An 18,650-nucleotide genomic window follows, 5' to 3' on the forward strand; every position below is an offset into this window, starting at 1 on the left:
GCCCGAGGGCCGGGATTGGCTGACGCCTCGTCACGTATCGCAGTCCAGCAGCGTCTTGCACAGCCCGCAGCGTGCCTGGAGCCGGCCGCGGACCGGGACGCGGATCCGCTGGTGGCAGGCGGGGCAGGGGAAGGACACCCGCAAGGGCGGCGGGCCCTCGAAGGCGTAGTCGGCGGTGGCGGGCGGCCGGCCGGCGCGGCGTGGATCCTGTGCCGCCCGGCGGTCCTTGGCGTAGCGCAGCCGGGCGGCCCAGCCGGCGGCGGCGAGCGGTGGCCGGCGCGCGTCCTGGCGGGCCCGCGCCGCGCCCGTCGTGTAGGCGTCGTACGCCTGCGGGCTGGTGAACCACGGCGCCGGGTCCTCGCCGAAGAACGCGGCCCGCTGGGCGAGGACGTAGCCGAACTCCTCCGGCGTCAGATAGCCGAGCTTCTGCGAGAACGGGCCGTGCTCGCGGTAGGCGTCGAGCAGCAGCCAGCCCGCGCCGAGGTAGGCGGCGGCGGTGTCGGTGAGGATCTCGTTGTCGCGGGTGCCGGGGAACGACAGGTCCAGGCGGTGCAAGTACACATGCATCACCTCGTGGGCCAGCGCGGCGCCGATGTCCGTGCGGTGCTTCTTGAAGCGGTCGTTGAGCTCGATGAAGTACTCGGGGCCCGCGGTCAGTTCGACATACGCGGCGTGTTCCATCTCGCGGAAGGTGATCACCACCCGGGCGTCCGGCAGATGCAGGTGCCGCACCATCGCGCGGGCGACCCGCTGCGCCCCCAGATGCAGATCCTCGGTCTCGTCGAAGGCCACATCGACGGGCGGCACGCTGGTGGCAAAGGTGCTCACCGTGTCGTACGACAGGCGTTTGAACAGCGCATGGACGGCCGCACGCACCGTGTCGAGATGGGGGTATCCGTGCTCGATCTCACTGCCGCCCGTGGTCACCCGGCCACTGTACGGGGGGCCGGGAAGGTCCGGTATGGGCCGTACGGGGCCTGTGGGGCAGGGGAGTTGGCTGGATGCGCACCCTTGTCACCCCGATCGGGCAGTCCACATAATCACAGGGCGCTCTACGGACTCATCCCCCACTGGGTCCGGACGCCTTGCGGCGTGCTGCCCTCCTTCCACGCACCTTCTGCGGCGGCCACGTCCGGCTCCGGTGTTGGCATGGGCTCGTCAGCGACGGCAACCCCCCACGAAAGGAAGCCCGTTGCGCAGGTACCGGAAGCACCTCAAGAGAACCACTGCCGCCGGCGCGATCGCCCTGGCCGCCTTCAGTCTCCAGGCCGGTTCGGCCACGGCCACCCCCTCTCCGGGCCCGTCCGGCTCCGTCCACACCAACGTCGTCGGCGGCACCAAGGCCGACCAGGGTGAATTCCCCTTCATGGTCCGGCTGTCGATGGGCTGCGGTGGCGCGCTCTACGCCAAGGACATCGTGCTCACCGCGGCGCACTGCGTCGACGGCAGCGGCGACAACACCTCCATCACGGCCACCGCGGGCGTGGTCGATCTGGAGGACTCCGCCGCCGTCAAGGTCAACTCCACCAAGGTCCTTCAGGCCCCCGGCTACAACGGCAAGGGCAAGGACTGGGCGTTGATCAAGCTCGCCAAGCCGATAGACCAGCCCACGCTGAAGATCGCCGAGGACGACAAGCTCAACAACGGCGACTTCACCATCGCCGGCTGGGGCGCCGACAAGGAAGGCGGCAGCCAGCAGCGCTACCTCCTCAAGGCGACCGTCCCGTTCATCGACGACGCCACCTGCCAGAAGGCCTACGGCGACCAGTTGACGCCCGGCGACGAGATCTGCGCCGGCAAGCTGGACACCGGCGGCGTCGACACCTGCCAGGGTGACTCCGGCGGCCCGATGTTCCGCAAGGACGACGCCGGGCAGTGGCTCCAGGTCGGCATCGTCTCCTGGGGCGAGGGCTGCGCGCGGCCCGGCAAGCCCGGTGTCTACAGCGAGGTGAGCGCCTTCGCCGCGAACATCAAGAAGGCCGCGGGCGAACTGGGCTGACGCAGCACGCACGCGACGACGAAGGGCCCGGGGAGCCGCTCCCCGGGCCCTTTGCCGGGCCGGAGGTCCCGGACCTTGGTCCCGTCGCCGTACGGCCGTTGGTCCCACCGCCCCGGGACCAAGCTCGTGCTTCCGGCCGGGCCTTGTGCCGTCATGGATGACCGGACGGCCTATGGGCTGCGCCGCGACGGCTCCCTAGCGTGAACGGCATGACCACCGAGCCCTGTACCCGCCCCCCGGCACGCGACCGCGACCGCCGTGCGACGGTCCTCGCCACCCTGCTCCTCGCCGCCTCCGCCGCGACCCTCGCCTATGTGCTGCTCGGCGGTCACCACGATGCCGTCGAGCTGCCGGCCGACGCCCCCTCGAACGCGGCCCGGGGCTGATCTGCACGCACCCCGGCGCCGGTCCGGCAGGCCGCCCCCGGCCCCGGTTGCGGTCCGCGCGCACCGCCGTTCGGATGGACGGAGCGGGCCCGACCCCGAGGGCGCCGAGGAGGAACGACATGCCGATCAGTGTGGTGATCGCGGACGACCAGGAAGTGGTCCGGATGGGCTTCCGGATGGTCCTGGAGAGCCAGCACGACATCCAGGTCCTCGCCGATGTCACCGACGGCGAGGCCGCCCTCGCGGCCGTCGAACGGCTGCGCCCCGATGTGCTGCTGCTGGACATCCGGATGCCCAGGACCGACGGGCTGGAGGTCACCCGCCGGCTGACCGAGCGCGCCGCCGCCCGCCCCGGGCACCGGCCCACCCCGGGGATCGTCATCGTGACCACCTTCGACCTGGACGAATACGTGCACACCGCGCTGCGCGGCGGCGCCTCGGGCTTCCTCCTCAAGGACGCCAGCCCCGCGCTGCTGGTGGAAGCCGTACGGGCCGCCGCCGCCGGCGAGGCACTGCTCTCGCCCGCGATCACCGCCCGGCTGCTGCGCGACATGGTCCCCGCCGCCGGCCGGGGACGGACCGCCCGCACCCCCTCCGAGCCGCTCACCGACCGCGAACGGGACGTCGTCCGTGCGCTGGCCGGCGGCCGGACCAACGCAGAGATCGCCGGTGCCCTCTACCTGTCGCTGTCCACGGTGAAATCCCATCTGGCGAACGTGCAGACCAAGCTGGACGCCCGCAACCGGGTCGAGGTCGCCTTCTGGGCCTGGCAGAGCGGTCTGTCCTCCGGCAGCCCGTGAGCATCCGGCGAAGGGCCCCGAAGGCGGCGCGACCCGGGCGGCGGCCGGAGCACGCCCGCCCGGCCGCGCGCCGGAGCCCGCCCGGGCGGTGGACCAGGACCCATCCGCGGGAAGCCGTTGTCGCCAGAGCCGCGCTGGCCCTCGTGCTGCTGCTCCTCGTCGGATTCGAAACCCTGCAACTGGCCGGCCGGCCCACCCTCCCGCAGGCGGTCGTGGTGGCCGCCGGCGTCGTGGTCTGTCTGTGCGCGGTGCCCTCCGTCCGGATCCCGCTGACCGTACGGGCCCAGGCCGCGGCCGCGGTCTCCCTCACCGCGTCGGCGGTGCTGATCGCCGGGCAGCACGCGCCGCAGGTGTGGGGCCTGGGCGAGGGCATCGCCCTGCTCGTCCTGCTCACCGCCGTGATCCGCCGCGCGCCCGGCCGCACCGCCGCCGTCCTCGGCCCGGCGCTGGGCCTGGCCTGCGCACTCGCCCCGATGCGGGACGTCCGGCCGGGCCTGTTCACCGTCGTCTCCGCCGTGCTCACCGTGGTCGTCGCCGCGTACTCGACGATCCTGCGCCGGCAGGACGCCCGGCGACTGCGCGATCTCGCGGCCGTACGGGCCGCCGAACGCCTGGAACTGGCGCGGGAGCTGCACGATCTGGTCGCCCACCATGTCACCGGCATCGTCGTCCAGGCCCGCGCCGCCCGCTTCACCGCCCTCGAAGGCCGGCAGGCCGGCGCCACCCTCGAACGGATCGAGGTCTCCGGCAGCGACGCGCTGAGCGCGATGCGGCGGCTGGTGCGGGTGCTGCGCGAGGACGGGGCGCAGCCCCACCCGGTCGCCGGGCTCGCCGACGTCCGCGCACTGACCGAGGCGTTCGCCCGCACCGGCCCGCCGGTCGTCCTCTCCCTCGACAGGGACCTGGCGCAGGCGCTGCCCGCCGAGGTGGCCGCGGCGGTCTACCGCATCGTGCGCGAGGCGCTGACCAACGTCCGCAAGCACGCCGCGGACGCCACGGCGATACGGATCGGACTGCGGCCCGTGCCCTGCGGGGCGGAGCTGCGCATCGCCAACGACGGCGGCAGCCCGGCCCGCCTGTGCGAACAGGCCCGCGGCGGCGGCTTCGGCCTGGCCGGACTCACCGAGCGGGCCGAGGCGTTGGGCGGACGGCTCGCCGCGGGGCCCGCGGCGGAGGGCGGCTGGGAGCTCACCGCCGTACTGCCCCTCGACGGCGGGGCGACGGCCTGACGCCGCCCGGCCGCACCGGCCGCCACCCGGCCGCACCGGCCGTCACCTGGCCGCACCGGCCGTCACCTGGCCGCACCGGCCGCCACCCGCCCACGGGCTCCACATCTGTCCAACACCTGCCCCTCCTTTGTCCATAGGCGCACGCACCGCACGCGCAGCACGCTGTCCGCCGACAGGCAGTGCAGGCACGAAGGAGGACAGCGCGCGTGAACGAACAGACAGGTGCCCCGCGCGGGCCCAGCCGCAGAACGGTCGTCGCCGCCACCGCGCTCGCCGGGGCCGCCGGTGCCCTCCCGCTCGGCGCGCACTCCGCCACGGCCGCACCGCGCGCCGGCGAGGCGGTGCTCCGGTCCGGCGCACTGGAGGTCCGCGTCGACACCGCCTTCCCGCGCATCGTCTCCTACACCGACCGCGGCACCGGCGCCGTCCTGCACGGCCAGGACACCCCGGTCACCCAGGTCGTCATCGACGGCACCGCCCGCACCCCCCGCGTCACCCACCGCGCCCGCGCCGACCGCGCCACCTACACCCTCGGCTTCGACGGCGGCACCAGGATCACCGTCGAGATCGCCGTCCACGGCCGGCGGACCACCTGGCGGGTCACCGCCCTCACCGACACCCCGGCACTGCGCGTCGGCACCCTGGAGATCCCCGGCCTCGCCCTGCTGAGCGTCCGCAGCGACCAGCCCGGCGCCGCCCTGCTGGCCGCCCGGATCGAACTGGACAAGGACAAGAGCGGCGACACCCTGGTGCAGGTCACCGCCGACACCCCCGTCGAGGCCTCGCCCACCGGCTGCGCCTACGCCGTCGTCGCCACCGACGAACTGGCCGGCGCCGTCGAGACCAACACCTGCTACGACAAGCCCGCCGGAGCCACCACCTGGGAGAACGGACGGCTCTGGCGGCAGACCGCCAAGGGCGACGGCTTCGTCAAAGCCCAGTTGTCCTGCGGCCAGTGGACACACCGGGCCGCCGGGCAGCCGGTGGACGCCACCGACCCGCTGCCCTACGCGACCGTCATCGTCACCGGCGACCGCAACGGCGACGGGAAGACCGACTGGCAGGACGCCGCCATCGCGCTGCGCGACATCATGGTCATGCCGCTGGGCGCCGGCGAACAGCATCTGCGGGTCGTCCCGCACATCCCGTTCAACTTCGCCAGCCAGGCCACCAACCCGTTCCTCGCCACCCTCGACCACATCAAGCGGATCGCCCTGGCCACCGACGGGCTGCGGCAGTTCACCCTCCTCAAGGGCTACCAGTCCGAAGGCCACGACTCCGCACACCCCGACTACGGCGGCAACTACAACGAGCGGGCCGGCGGCCTGGCCGGCCTCAACGCCCTGCTCCGCGCCGGCAGGAAGTGGCACAGCGACTTCGCGGTGCACGTCAACGCCACCGAGTCCTACCCCGTCGCCCACGCCTTCTCCGAAAAGCTCGTCGACAAGGACGACAAACAGTGGGACTGGCTCGACCAGTCCTACCGCATCGACGCCCGCCGCGATCTGCTCTCCGGCGACATCGCCCGGCGCTTCGCGCAGCTGCGCAAGGAGACCGACCCCGCGCTGAACACCCTCTACCTCGACGTCTTCCGCGAGTCCGGCTGGAACTCCGACCGCCTCCAGCGCCACCTGCGTGACCAGGGCTGGCAGGTCACCACCGAATGGGGCCACGGCCTGGAGCGCTCGGCCCTGTGGTCGCACTGGGCGAACGAGACCGACTACGGCCCCGACACCTCCCGCGGCATCAACTCCCGGCTCATCCGCTTCCTGCGCAACCACCACAAGGACGTCTTCGCCGACAAGTGGCCCACCCTGCTCGGCAACGCCCGGATGGGCAACTTCGAGGGCTGGGTCGGCAAGACCGACTGGAACGCGTTCCACACGATCATCTGGACCGACGCCCTGCCCGCCAAATACCTCCAGGCGTACCCGATCAGGACCTGGGGCGCGCACGAGATCACCTTCGAGGGGCCCACCAGGACGGTCGTCAGCGACGCGGGCTCCGCTTCCGGGGACGCGTCGCACAGCGGCGGCGCAACGCAGCCGAGCGGCACCCGCAGGATCACCACCGACGGCCGGCTGGTCTACGACGGCGGCACCTACCTGCTCCCCTGGGAGCCCCGCCGGGCCACCGACCCCGACAAGCTCTACCACTACAACCCCCGTGGCGGCAGCACCCGTTGGGACCTGCCCCGCGGCTGGTCGGGCAGCCGGGCCGTCTACGCCTACCGGCTCACCGACCAGGGCCGCACCCAGGAGACCCGCGTCCCCGTCAGCGGCGGCAGCATCACCCTCACCGCCGAGCCCGGCGTGGCCTACGTCCTCCACCGCACCAAGGCCCCGGCCCAGGGCGACCCCGACTGGGGCGAGGGCACCCCGCTGACCGACCCCGGCTTCCACTCAGGGAACCTGGCCGGCCGGCAGGTCACCGGCCCGGCCGCCGTCCGGCTCAGCAAGCGGGGCGACTACGAACTGGTCATCGGCGCGGGCGGCGCCGCCACCGTCGCCCAGAAACTCGCCCGCCTCGCCCCCGGCCACTACGCCGCCTCGGTACAGGTCGAGGTCGGCGCCACGGCGGGCGAACGGCGACGGGCCGCCCTGGAGGTCCGTACCGCCGACGGCGTCACCGCCGCCAACTGGACCGACACCTCCACCGCCGTCAACTACGTCGCCGCCGACCGGAAGTCCGGCACCCGCTTCCAGCGCCTCTTCACCCCTTTCACCGTCCCGGAAGGCGGCGGCCCGGTCACCCTCACCCTCACCGCGGCGGCCGGCCGGGCCCGGGTCGGCTTCGACAACCTCCGCGTCGTACCCGCCGAGCCCACCACCAGGAAAGGCACCCTGGCCTACGAGGACTTCGAGCACGTGCCGCAGGGCTGGGGCGTCTTCGTCAAGGGCGACGCCGGCGGCAGCACCGACCCCCGCACCCATATCGCCCAGCGGCACGCCCCGTTCACCCGGCGCGGCTGGAACGGCAAGGCGGTCGACGACGTCCTCGACGGCGGGCAGTCGCTCAAATCACGCGGCGAGAACAGCGGCCTGGTCTACCGCACGGTCCCGCACACCGTCCGCTTCACCGCGGGCCGCCGCTACCGGGTCACCTTCCGCTACGCCAACGAGAAGGCCGGCCAGTACGCCTGGGTCACCGCCGTCGACGCACCCGCGCCCCGCGAACTGACCCGCACCCCGCTGCCCGCCGCCGGCCGGCCCGCCACCCACACCTACGAGTTCACCGCCCCCGCCGCCGGCGAGGCCTGGGTGGGACTGCGCAAGGTGGGCGACGACGGCACGGCGGAATTCGTCCTGGACACCTTCGAAGTCCGCGAGGTGTGACCCCCGTGGGGGCGGGAGCCCGCCCCCACGGACCCCTCAGCGCCCCGCCGCGCAGGGATACAGACCGGGCGCCCCCGCCTCTTCCCCCACGGTGGCCGGGGCGCCCTCCCACTCCCACACCAGCAGCTCGTTGGCGCCCTCGCGCAGCACCGGACCCGGCACATACAGGGTGCGCTGCGGCCCCAGCTCCCAGTAGCGCCCCAGGCAGAAACCGTTGATCCAGACGACACCGTGGCGCCAGCCCGGCAGCGCAAGATCGGCATCTCCGGGCCGCCCGGCCACCGTCAGCGTCCCCCGGTACAGCCCCGCGGCCCCGCCCGCGCCCGCCACCGCCCGGAACGGGACCCTCGACAGCGCCCCGGGCTCCTCCATCGCGTCCAGCCGCAGCCCCCGCGACCGTACGCCGTGCAGATACTGCCGCTCGTGCAGCAGCCCGCCCACGATCCCCTTGGACTCGCCGAGCCGCGGACCGTAGTTCACCCGCCCCAGCGACGCCACCCACAACTCCACCGACGCGGGCCCGGCCACCTCCCCGAGCACCGCGTCCTCGGTGTCCACCACGGGCCCGCGCACCCCGTCGACCCACACCACCGCCCGGTCCCGCAGCCCCGTCACCCGCAGCGGACGGCCCTCCCGCGGCCCCGGCACCGCCACCCGGTAGCGCACCACACCCCGGTCCACGCCCAGCTCCTCGAACGTCGCCGGAGTGCCCCCCTCGACCTCCGCACCCCCCAGCGCCTCCATCACGTCCTTTGCGGGCGCCCACTCCTCGACCACCGCACGCACCGGTGACGGCAGCACCCGCAGCGGCTCCGGCACCCGGGGCAGTGGCCCGTCCGCCCACTCGGCGAGCACCTCCCGGAACCGCCAGAACTTCTCCGTGGGACGCCCGCGTTCATCGACCGGCGCCCCGTAGTCGTACGAGGTGACCGTCGACCGCAACGCCCCGTCATGCAGTTCACCGGCCCGGTTCGCCCCCGCCCACCCGCCGAAATTCGTCCCGCCGTGCGCCATGTAGATATTGACCGACGCACCGCACTCCAGAATCTCGCGCAGCGCCGCCGCGGCATCCTCCGGAGCGCGCGGCACCTGAGCCTGCCCCCAGTGCGCGAACCACCCGCACCAGAACTCCATGCACATCAGCGGCCCGTGCGCCTGATGACGCCGCAGCGCCGCCAGCGCCTGTCCGGCCCCGGAACCGAAGTTGACGGTGGCCAGCGTCCCCGGCACCGCACCACCGCTGAGCATGTGCCCCTCGGGCCCGTCCGAGGTGAACAGCGGCACCCGCACCCCCAGTTCACGCAGCCGCTCCACGAGGTGCGCCAGGTAGACGCCATCGCTGCCGTACGAGCCGTACTCGTTCTCCGCCTGCACCATGATCACCGGCCCGCCGTCCGGACCGCCGGGCCCGGACGCCGCGGTGCACTGGCGCGCCACGACCTGCGGCAGCAGCCGCGCGAACCAGGCGTCCACGGCCCGCAGATACGCCGCGTCCCGGGTCCGCACCCGCCGCCCCAGCGGCCCGGTCAGCCACTGCGGCAGCCCCCCGTTCTCCCACTCCGCGCAGATGTACGGCCCCGGCCGGACGATGGCCCACAGCCCCGCCGCCTGCACCGCGTCGAGGAACCGCCCCAGCGCCTCCGGGTCCTTGAACTCACCGGGCCGCGGCTCGTGCAGGTTCCACGGCACATAGGTCTCCACACAGTTCAGGCCCATCGCCCGCAGCATCGCCAGCCGGTGGTCCCACTGCGCCTCGTGCACCCGGAAGTAGTGCAACGCCCCGGACAGCAGCCGCACCGGCCGCCCGTCCAGCACGAAGTCCCGCTCGCCCACCTCGAACTGCGTCACGTCAGCCGCCCTTGAGTCGTCTCCCGTGCGCCACCGGCCGGGCGCTCACGGTCACCGGTCACCCTCGCCCTCTGGCGGTGTGACAGTCCATGGACAAAGATCGAGTGTGATTGGACGGTTCGACGGCTCAACGGTCCGACGGTCCGACGGAGCGGTACGCAGAGGTACGGAGCGACGGGAGGCCCGGGCGTGTACCACACCTGGATGCGCTACTTCACCCCGAGCCCGGTCCACCACCGGCTCGGCCTGGTGTGCCTGGGCGTCGGACTCCAGCACGGCACCCTGCCCACGGTCGGCCCGCGCACCCTCGACCACCATGTCGCCATCGTCATCAGCGCCGGTCGCGGCTGGTTCGCCACCCCCGACGGCCGGCGCCACCCGGTGACCGCCCCCGCCCTGCTGTGGATCATGCCGGGAGTGCCGCACCACTACGGGGCCGACCCGGAGACCGGCTGGGACGAGAGCTTCGTCGACTTCACCGGCCCCGCCACCACGACCTACACCGAACTCGGCTACATCGAGCCCGACCGACCGCTCGTACCGCTCGCGGACACCGGCCCGGCACGGGCGGCCGTGGGGCGTATCGCCCGCGCGGCCCGCCGCGGCAACCCCCTCCTGGAGGTGGAGACCTCCGCCACGGTCCACGAACTCCTCGTCGTACTGCGCCGGGCCCGGGCCGATACCGACGCCGACGGCGACCCCGTCCTCCAGGCACTGGCCCGCGACGCTTTCCTGCCGCTCTCGGTCGCCGAGCACGCCGCCCGGCACGGTATGACACCCGCCGAACTCCGCACCGCTGTACGGCGCGGCGCCGGTTGCAGCCCCAAGGACTACCTGCTGGGGATACGCCTGGGCCGGGCCAAGGAACTCCTCGTGGGCACCGAACTCCCGGTGGCGGCGGTGGCCCGCAGAGTCGGCTACGACGACCCGGCGTACTTCAGCCGCCTGTTCACCCGCCGGGTCGGCACCGCCCCCGTGCGCTTCCGCGACCGCCAGGTCCGCAGCGTGCCCGGCGGCTGGTCCACACAGATCCCGGACCCGAACGACCCGCCACTGGTCAGCGGGTGGAACGGCTGACGGGCCCGCCGCCGGGACGCAGGCGGCCGTCCCCGTCCACGGTGCCGCCGGCCGTCTCCGTCCACGATGCCGCCGGCCGCTGCCCCACCGCCCACGCCGCACCCCCGCCTCCCACAAGACGCCCGCCCCACCAAGCCCCCACGGCCTCCGAGCCCCGGCTGTCCCAACCCCCGTGCACCACCCACCGGCCGTACGGCAGCATGAACGCATGCCCGCACTACAGCGCGACGAGGCGCAGACCCGAGCCCGACTCATCGACGTCCACCGTTACGACATCGCACTCGACCTCACCCAGGGCGAGGACCGGTTCGGCTCCCGTACGGTCATCCACTTCACCGCGCGCACGGACGGCGACACCTTCGTCGAGCTCCGGCCCGCCGAGCTGCACTCCGTCACCCTCGACGGCCACCCGCTCGACCCCGCGGACCTGGACGACAACCGCCTCCCGCTCACCGGCCTGGCCCCCGGCGCCCACGAACTGCGCCTGGACGCCACCATGTCCTACTCCCGCACCGGCGAGGGCATGCACCGCTTCACCGACCCCGCCGACGGCGAGAGCTACGTCTACACCCAGCTGTTCCTGGACGACGTCCAGCGCGTCTTCGCCGCCTTCGACCAGCCCGACCTGAAGGCCGTCTTCGCCCTCACCGTCACCGCCCCCACCGACTGGTCCGTCCTCGGCAACGGCATCGCCACCCAGCGCGACCCCGGCCACTGGACCCTCGCCCCCACCCCCCTCATCAGCAGCTACCTCGTCGCCGTCGCCGCCGGCCCCTGGCACTCCGTACGCACCGAACACGCCGGACTGCCCTTCGGCATCCACTGCCGCCGCTCCCTCGCCCCGCACCTCGACGCCGACGCCGACGAGATCCTCGACCTCACCCGCCGCTGCTTCGACCGCTTCCACCAGATCTTCGAAGAGCCCTACCCCTTCGACTCCTACGACCAGGCCTTTGTCCCCGAGTTCAACGCCGGCGCCATGGAGAACCCCGGCCTGGTCACCTTCCGCGACACCTACCTCTTCCGCTCCGCCGTCACCGACACCGAACGCCAGACCCGCGGCGTGACCATCGCCCACGAAATGGCCCACATGTGGTTCGGCGACCTCGTCACCCTCCAGTGGTGGGACGACATCTGGCTCAACGAGTCCTTCGCCGAATACATGGGCTACCAGGTCCTGGCCGAAGCCACGCGCTTCACCGACACCTGGACCGACTTCGCCGTCGCCCGCAAGGGCTGGGGCTACGACGCCGACCAGCGCCCCTCCACCCACCCCGTCGCCCCCGCCCCCGAGGACGTCCCCGACACCGCCTCCGCACTCCTCAACTTCGACGGCATCTCCTACGCCAAGGGCGCCTCCGCACTGCGCCAACTCGTCGCCTGGATGGGCGAGAAGGACTTCCTCGCCGGCATCAACGACCACTTCGCCCGGCACCGCTTCTCCAACGCCACCCTCGCCGACTTCATCGACTCGCTCTCCCGCGCCACCGACCGCGACGTCCACGCCTGGGCCGAACGCTGGCTGCGCACCACCGGAGTCGACACCCTCACCCCCGTCGTGCGGGAAGCCGCCGACGGCAACTGGAGCGTGTCCGTCGAGCAGACCGGAAGCCCCGACGGCACCCGCCCGCACCGGCTCACCATCGGCCGCTACGACCACGACCGCACCGGCACCGGCCGCCTCGTCCCGCGCGAGCCGCTGACCTGGGACGTCCCCGACGACGACGCCCGCTCCGCCACGGGCGGCCGCCCCGCCCTGCTCCTCCTCAACGACCAGGACCTCACCTACGCCAAGGTCCGCCTCGACCCCGTCTCCTGGGGCACCGCCCTCGGCGCACTGTCCGGGCTCCCCGACCCGCTGACCCGCGCCGTCGTGTGGAACGCCGCCCGCGACATGGTCCGCGACGGCGAACTCGCCCCCACCGCCTTCCTCGACGCCGCCCGCGCCCACCTCCCGTACGAAACCGACCTCGCCCTCGTCCAGGGCGTCCTCGCCTTCGCCCGCACCCAGATCGCCGACCGCTACCTCCCCCGCACCCAACGCCACGCCGCCCTCGCCACCCTCACCGCCCTCAGCCGCGACATACTCCGCCGCACCGAAGGCCCCGAACACGGCGCCGAAGCCGGACTGCGGCTCACCGCCGTCCGCGCCTTCATCGACAGCGCCACCACCCCCGAAGGCATCCAGGACTGGCTCGAAGACGGCAGCGTCCCCGGCGGCCCCCGCCTCGACCCCGAACTGCGCTGGCGCATCCTCGCCCGGCTCGCCACCCTCGGCGCCGCACCCCTCGGCGAACTCCGCGCCGCCATCGACGCCGAACTCGCCCGCGACCCCAGCGCCACCGGCCGCGAGGGCGCCGCCCGCTGCCACGCCGCGCTCCCCGACCCGGCCGCCAAACAAGCCGCCTGGGACGCCCTGTTCACCACCGACGGCCCGGCCGCGCTCTCCAACTACCTCTTCACCGCCACCGCCACCGGCTTCTGGGCGCCCGAACAGCTCGACCTGCTCCGCCCCTACGTCGCCCGCTACTTCACCGACGTCCCCGCCCTCGCCGCCGCCCGCGGCCCCGCCCTCGCCGCCGCAGCCGGCCGCTACGCCTTCCCCGACCTCTTCGTCGAGGACCACACCCTCCACCTCGGCGAGGCCTGCCTCACCGACGGCAACCCGACCCCCGCCCTGCGCCGCAGACTCATCGACCAGCTCGACGACCTGCGCAGGGCGGTGCAGGTACGCGCCGCGGCGGACAACGCCTGAGGGGTGTCCGTGGCGTCCCGCCCCGGTGCGCGGGCGGGACGCCGCGGACCCGCCCCGGCCCGCGCAGCGGGTGCCGCCGGACCGGCAGGACGACGGCACCCGAACACCTGCGGTACACCCGTACCACTTACGGGTGGTATGACCACGACCAGTGGATACGCAGCGTGCAGGGAAAGTAACTTAGGGCTGCCTAAGGGCTCATTCGCCTGAGCCCGACGCCCCCAACTCCCCTGACAGAAGAGCACATTGATGACTGTGCCCCCTGCCGGCACCGCCCTCGCAGGCGGCACCAACGGCCCCCGCGCGCTCCGCCCCCTCCTCGACACCGTCCTCGACGCCCTCACCACCGGCGCCGAGGACCGCGCCGGCCCCCTCCCGCCCGGCGGCCCCGACACCGTCACCCGTGCCGTACGCGACGCCTGCCACCCCGTGTTCCCCGACCACGGCACCGGCCCGCACACCGCCCTGCGCACCCTCGTCCACACCCTCGCCGCCGGCGCCGCCGACCCCGCCGACCCCCACTGCGCCGCCCATCTGCACTGCCCGCCGCTCGCCCTCGCCACCGCGGCGGACCTCGCCGCCTGCGCCCTCAACCCCTCCATGGACTCCTGGGACCAGGCCCCCGCCGCCTCCGCACTGGAGGCCCTCACCAGCCGCGCACTCGCCGCCCTGGTCTACCCCCGGGCCACCGACCCCGACGCACTGATCACCACCGGCGGCACCGAATCCAACCAGCTCGCCCTGCTCCTCGCCCGCGAAGCCGCCGCCCCCGCCGGCACCGCGACCGACCCGCACCGGCCCGCCCGCCCCCTCCAGATCGTCTGCGGCGCCAACGCCCACCACAGCATCCCCCGCTCCGCCTGGCTCCTCGGCCTCCCCGAACCCCTCACCCTCCCCACCCCCGACGGCATCCTCACCCCCGACACCGTCCACACCTGCCTCGCCAACCTCGCCGGACGCGCCGGACCCGTCCTCCTCACCGCCACCGCAGGCACCACCGACTCCGGCGCCATCGACCCCCTCGACGCCCTCGCCGACGTCGCCGCCCGGCACGGCGCCCGCTTCCACATCGACGCCGCCTACGGCGGGGCCCTCCTCTTCAGCGACACCCACCGCAGCGCACTCAACGGCCTCGCCCGCGCCCACACCGTCGGCCTCGACCTGCACAAACTCGGCTGGCAACCCGTCGCCGCCGGCCTCCTCGCAGTCCCCGGCCCCGCCACCCTGGCCCCCCTCGCCCACCAGGCCGACTACCTCAACGCCGACGACGACACCGAAGCCGGTCTCCCCGACCTGCTCAGCCGCTCACTGCGCACCACCCGCCGCCCCGACATCCTCAAAATCGCCGTCACCCTCAAAGCCCTCGGCCGCCACGGCCTCGGCGAACTCGTCGACCACACCCTCGCCGCCGCCCAGACCCTCGCCGACCTCATCGAGGCCCACCCCCGCTACGAACTCCACTCCCGCCCCCCGCTCAGCACCGTCCTCTTCCGCCCCACCGGCGCCGACGACACCACCCTCGCCACCATCCGCCGCACCCTCCTCACCGACGGACAGGCCGTCCTCGGCCGCGCCACCACCCCCACCGGCCTCTGGCTCAAAGCCACCCTCCTCAACCCCCACACCCAACCCGGAGACCTGACCACCCTCCTCAAACTCGTGGAAGGCCACACCCCCAGATGAGCAGCACCCCCGAAGCGCCCCTCACCACCGACACCACGAGCCCCGACACACCCCTCGACCTCGCCGGCATCGGCATCGGCCCCTTCAACCTCTCCCTCGCCGCCCTCGCCCACCCCGTCACCCCCCTGCGCACCGCCTTCTACGACCAGCGCCCCGCCTTCCACTGGCACCCCGGCCTCCTCATCGACGGCGCCACCCTCCAAGTGCCCTTCCTCGCCGACCTCGTCACCCTCGCCGACCCCGCCAGCCCCTGGACCTTCCTCAACTACCTCAAAACGCGCGAACGCCTCTTCCCCTTCTACTTCGCCGAGCGCTTCCACATCCACCGCGCCGAATACGACGCCTACTGCCGCTGGGTCAGCGAAAACCTCCCCGGCCTCCACTTCGGCCACCAGGTCGACGCCGTCCGCTGGAACCCCGAACACGAAGTCTTCGAAGTCGACTACACCCAACTCGACCCCGAAGGCGAAGCCGAAGCCCTCGGCCGCACCTACGCCCGCAACCTCGTCCTCGGCATCGGCACCACCCCCCACATCCCCGTCCCGCTCCGCCCCCTCGCCGAAGCCCCCGCCGTCCCCGTCATCCACTCCGCCGACTACCTCGACCACCGCGACAGCCTGCTCGGCGCCGACCATGTCACCGTCATCGGCGCCGGCCAGTCAGGCGCCGAAATCTTCCTCGACCAGCTCCGCGCCCGCCCCGCCGGACGCGAAGGCCTCCACTGGCTCGCCCGCACCCCCGCCTTCGCGCCCATGGAATACAGCAAACTCGGCCTCGAACACTTCACCCCCGACTACACCCGCTACTTCCACGCCCTCCCCGAACGCGTCCGCGACGACCTCGTCCCCGCCCAATGGCAGCTCCACAAAGGCATCGACCACGACACCCTCGGCGCCATCCACGACGAGCTCTACCGCCGCACCCTCGACGGCGGCTGGCCCGACGCCACCCTCACCCCAGGAGTCTTCGTCCGCACCGCAGGCCGCGTCGGCACCACCAAGGTCGAACTCCACCTCGACCACACCCAGCAAGGCACCCGCTCCCGCCTCACCACCGACGCCGTCATCCTCGCCACCGGCTACCGCGAACGCCGCATCGACACCCTGCTCGCCGCCATCGACCCCTACCTGCGCCGCGACTCCTGCGCCCGCCCCCGCATCGACGCACAGCACCGCCTCCTCCTCGACCCCGCCGTCACCGGCTCGGTCTACGTCCAGAACGCCGAAACCCACACCCACGGCGTAGGCACCCCCGACCTCGGCCTCGCCGCCTGGCGCAGCGCCACCATCCTCAACTCCCTCACCGACCACACCCCCTACCCCCTCCCCACCCGCACCGCCTTCACCACCTTCGGCCTTCCCCAGCCGTCGACGGGACGCGCCGGCATGGTCCCCCGCCAGGGCTCCACCCTCGTCCCCCGCCGCTGACCCGCACCCCCCGCCGCCCCCTTCGCGCGGTGGCGCCGCACGCACCGGGACCCGGGGGAGCCGCGGACCCACGAGGCCCACGGCCGCCCCCGACGGCACCCCCCGCCGCCGCACCCCCGTGACCAGCCGGACTCAGAACACCGGCACCCCGTCCCGCGTCAACTTCCAGTCCACCGCAGCAAACTGCGCAGGATCGATCTCCCCGCTCTCCTGCACCCAACCGATGATCAAGTTGCGGATCTCGTCCGACGTCGACCACACCTGCTCCGCAGCCGCCACATGCGGGAAATTACCGCCACCACTCGCCCGGTAATTGTTCACCGCCAGAACGAACCGCGCAGCATCATCCAACGGCTTCCCGCCGAACATCAGCTTCCCGATCCGCCGCCCCGCCGGCTTCGCGATATCGATCTCGTACGAGACACCGCTCACCACGTCATAGTTGTAATCCGGCGTCCCCTCCGCGTTCGTGACCTTCGACGGATCCACCGGACCGCCACCCGCCGTCTGCACGTAATACCGCGCCGAGAACTCCAAATACGCCCGCACCTGCGCACCCGTCAACACCCGCGCCTCCAGCGTGTTGTCGAACGGATACAGCGCCGCCATCGACCGGATCGTCACATCCCCCTCCGGCACCTTCGCGGTACGCGAGAAACACGACGCCTGCGACAGCACCGGAAGCGACGCGTACGTCGACCCCGCAAGCGCCTTGCGCACCACCTCCGCCTGCACCAACGCAATGAAGTCCAAAACCGGCGTGTCCTTCACCGGAGCCTCGGCCGCCGTCATCTCCGCCTTCGACCGGCCGATCACCCGGTTCACATACGCCACCACCTTCCGATGCTCCGCCCGCAGCAGACGCGTGATCCGCGCATCCTCCGCCACCGCATTCGAATTCAAGACCCGAGAACCAACCGACCCCACCTCCCAATGGCCCCGACGCCACTCCACCACCACATCGAAAAGCGTCAGCCGCTGCCCCCACTTCAACGGCTCCGACAACACCACCTCCCGGCCCGACTTCTCATTCACCACCCGCCGCTCGGGAACCTCCACATGCGCATGCCCCACCAAAATCGCATCGATCCCCGGCACCCGCTCCGCCACCAACGCCGCCGCATTCTCCACATACGGCAACTGATCCCCGTACGACGACGTACCGCTCATCCCGGAATGCGCCGCCACGAACACCACATCCGCGCCCATCGACCGCAACTTCGGAACCCACTTCGCCGCCTGCTCCACCAGCCCCGGAAAAGCCAGCTTCCCCTGCACATGAGCCTTGTCCCAGATCGCGATCCCCGGATTCGTCAAACCCAGCACCGCCACCGTCACCTCCCGCCCCCGCGGTGACCGCAAACGCTTCAGCACATACGGACGGAACGCCGGCCGCAGCGACTTCGCATCCACCGCATTCGCCCCCAGCAACGGAAAATCACAGCTCTCCTCGAACTTCCGCAGCACCGGAATCCCGTAATTGAACTCATGATTCCCCAACGCCGCCGCGTCATAGCCGATCGCATTCATCGCCCGCGCCATCGGATGCACCGGACCGTTCGGACCCGTAATCGGATCCACCTTGGCGTAGTAATACGCCAACTGCGTCCCCTGGATCGTGTCACCCGCATCGATCAGCAGCGTGTTGCGCCGGCCCCTCTCCCGACGCACCCCGTCCACCAGCGTCGAAATCTTCGCCAGACCCACATCGTTGTGCGCCGCATCGTCGAACTCCGCGTCCGTGGCGTAGTCCCAGTTGAAGACACTGCCGTGCAGATCCGTCGTGCCCATGACCGTGAAGGCATACCGCTCACGCCGATGACCATGCCGCCCCGGACCCCCCGCCGCCACGGCCTGGGCCGCAGGCACCCCCGCAGCGCCCGAAAGCGCCACCCCGGCCCCCGTCACCACGGAACGCCCCAAGAACTTCCTACGGTCGAGCGACATGCCAACTCCCTTGGATGAACGCCAACAAACGCGGATGCGCGCCGCCACACAGAAGGACAACGCGCGTAGATTCTGGCGCAGCCGCCCCCCACGCAACACCCCTCACCAACTCCCCCCGGATGCCCCACCCTCACCCGCCCCGATATGCGACCCTGCACCACCCG

The 18,650-nt window shown here is 72.6% G+C and carries 12 protein-coding genes; 9 read left to right on the plus strand and 3 right to left on the minus strand.

Annotated elements, in window-relative coordinates:
• Positions 1 to 30 precede the first annotated feature (30 nt).
• A complete protein-coding gene (locus tag M8I34_RS24250) occupies positions 31 to 927 on the minus strand; it encodes a hypothetical protein (RefSeq protein ID WP_250052353.1) in 897 nt (298 codons plus the stop codon).
• 265 nt (positions 928 to 1,192) lie between these two features.
• On the opposite strand from M8I34_RS24250, the gene M8I34_RS24255 reads away from it, so the two are divergent.
• From M8I34_RS24255 to M8I34_RS24275, 5 genes are all read left to right on the plus strand, one after another.
• On the plus strand, positions 1,193 to 1,999 hold the full coding sequence (locus M8I34_RS24255) for a trypsin-like serine protease (RefSeq protein WP_250052355.1): 807 nt from the start codon (positions 1,193 to 1,195) through the stop codon (positions 1,997 to 1,999).
• 209 nt (positions 2,000 to 2,208) lie between these two features.
• On the plus strand, positions 2,209 to 2,385 hold the full coding sequence (locus M8I34_RS24260; RefSeq protein WP_250052363.1) for a hypothetical protein: 177 nt from the start codon (positions 2,209 to 2,211) through the stop codon (positions 2,383 to 2,385).
• 119 nt (positions 2,386 to 2,504) lie between these two features.
• Positions 2,505 to 3,185: a response regulator transcription factor gene (locus M8I34_RS24265; RefSeq protein WP_250052365.1), complete on the plus strand. Its 681-nt coding sequence runs from the start codon at positions 2,505 to 2,507 to the stop codon at positions 3,183 to 3,185.
• A 143-nt stretch (positions 3,186 to 3,328) separates the two neighbouring features.
• Positions 3,329 to 4,414: a histidine kinase gene (locus M8I34_RS24270; protein WP_250052367.1), complete on the plus strand. Its 1,086-nt coding sequence runs from the start codon at positions 3,329 to 3,331 to the stop codon at positions 4,412 to 4,414.
• 206 nt (positions 4,415 to 4,620) lie between these two features.
• Complete coding sequence (locus M8I34_RS24275; RefSeq protein WP_250052369.1) at positions 4,621 to 7,749, plus strand: endo-alpha-N-acetylgalactosaminidase family protein; 3,129 nt, start codon at positions 4,621 to 4,623, stop codon at positions 7,747 to 7,749.
• Positions 7,750 to 7,785: 36 nt separating this feature from the next.
• Here the strand turns inward: M8I34_RS24275 and M8I34_RS24280 are convergent, their stop codons facing one another.
• Positions 7,786 to 9,597 carry a beta-galactosidase family protein gene (locus M8I34_RS24280; protein ID WP_250052370.1) on the minus strand — a complete coding sequence of 604 codons (1,812 nt, stop codon included), beginning with the start codon at positions 9,595 to 9,597 and terminating at the stop codon, positions 7,786 to 7,788.
• Positions 9,598 to 9,786: 189 nt separating this feature from the next.
• On the opposite strand from M8I34_RS24280, the gene M8I34_RS24285 reads away from it, so the two are divergent.
• The 4 genes from M8I34_RS24285 (at position 9,787) to M8I34_RS24300 (ending at position 16,539) form a co-directional block, all read left to right on the plus strand.
• Entirely contained in the window at positions 9,787 to 10,674 is an 888-nt protein-coding gene (locus M8I34_RS24285) for an AraC family transcriptional regulator (RefSeq protein ID WP_250052371.1), read from the plus strand.
• 208 nt (positions 10,675 to 10,882) lie between these two features.
• Entirely contained in the window at positions 10,883 to 13,429 is a 2,547-nt protein-coding gene (pepN, locus tag M8I34_RS24290; protein WP_250052372.1) for an aminopeptidase N, read from the plus strand.
• A gap of 249 nt (positions 13,430 to 13,678) precedes the next feature.
• Positions 13,679 to 15,112 (plus strand): pyridoxal-dependent decarboxylase, encoded by a 1,434-nt coding sequence (locus tag M8I34_RS24295; RefSeq protein ID WP_250052373.1) that lies wholly within the window; start codon positions 13,679 to 13,681, stop codon positions 15,110 to 15,112.
• Entirely contained in the window at positions 15,109 to 16,539 is a 1,431-nt protein-coding gene (locus M8I34_RS24300; RefSeq protein WP_250052374.1) for a lysine N(6)-hydroxylase/L-ornithine N(5)-oxygenase family protein, read from the plus strand. Before M8I34_RS24295 ends, M8I34_RS24300 begins: the two co-directional genes overlap by 4 nt.
• A gap of 132 nt (positions 16,540 to 16,671) precedes the next feature.
• On the opposite strand, the gene M8I34_RS24305 is transcribed toward M8I34_RS24300, so the two are convergent.
• Complete coding sequence (locus M8I34_RS24305; RefSeq protein WP_250052375.1) at positions 16,672 to 18,486, minus strand: bifunctional UDP-sugar hydrolase/5'-nucleotidase; 1,815 nt, start codon at positions 18,484 to 18,486, stop codon at positions 16,672 to 16,674.
• Positions 18,487 to 18,650: the final 164 nt, after the last annotated feature.

This window comes from Streptomyces sp. MCA2, from assembly GCF_023544705.1.
Lineage (GTDB): Bacteria > Actinomycetota > Actinomycetes > Streptomycetales > Streptomycetaceae > Streptomyces > Streptomyces decoyicus.

What these genes read in the sequence shown, in the direction of transcription:
- M8I34_RS24260 (WP_250052363.1), top strand. Translation starts at nt 2,209, where the DNA reads ATGACCACCGAGCCCTGTACCCGCCCCCCGGCACGCGACCGCGACCGC.
- M8I34_RS24265 (WP_250052365.1), top strand. Translation starts at nt 2,505, where the DNA reads ATGCCGATCAGTGTGGTGATCGCGGACGACCAGGAAGTGGTCCGGATG.
- pepN (WP_250052372.1), top strand. Translation starts at nt 10,883, where the DNA reads ATGCCCGCACTACAGCGCGACGAGGCGCAGACCCGAGCCCGACTCATC.
- M8I34_RS24295 (WP_250052373.1), top strand. Translation starts at nt 13,679, where the DNA reads ATGACTGTGCCCCCTGCCGGCACCGCCCTCGCAGGCGGCACCAACGGC.
- M8I34_RS24300 (WP_250052374.1), top strand. Translation starts at nt 15,109, where the DNA reads ATGAGCAGCACCCCCGAAGCGCCCCTCACCACCGACACCACGAGCCCC.
- M8I34_RS24305 (WP_250052375.1), bottom strand. Translation starts at nt 18,486, where the DNA reads ATGTCGCTCGACCGTAGGAAGTTCTTGGGGCGTTCCGTGGTGACGGGG.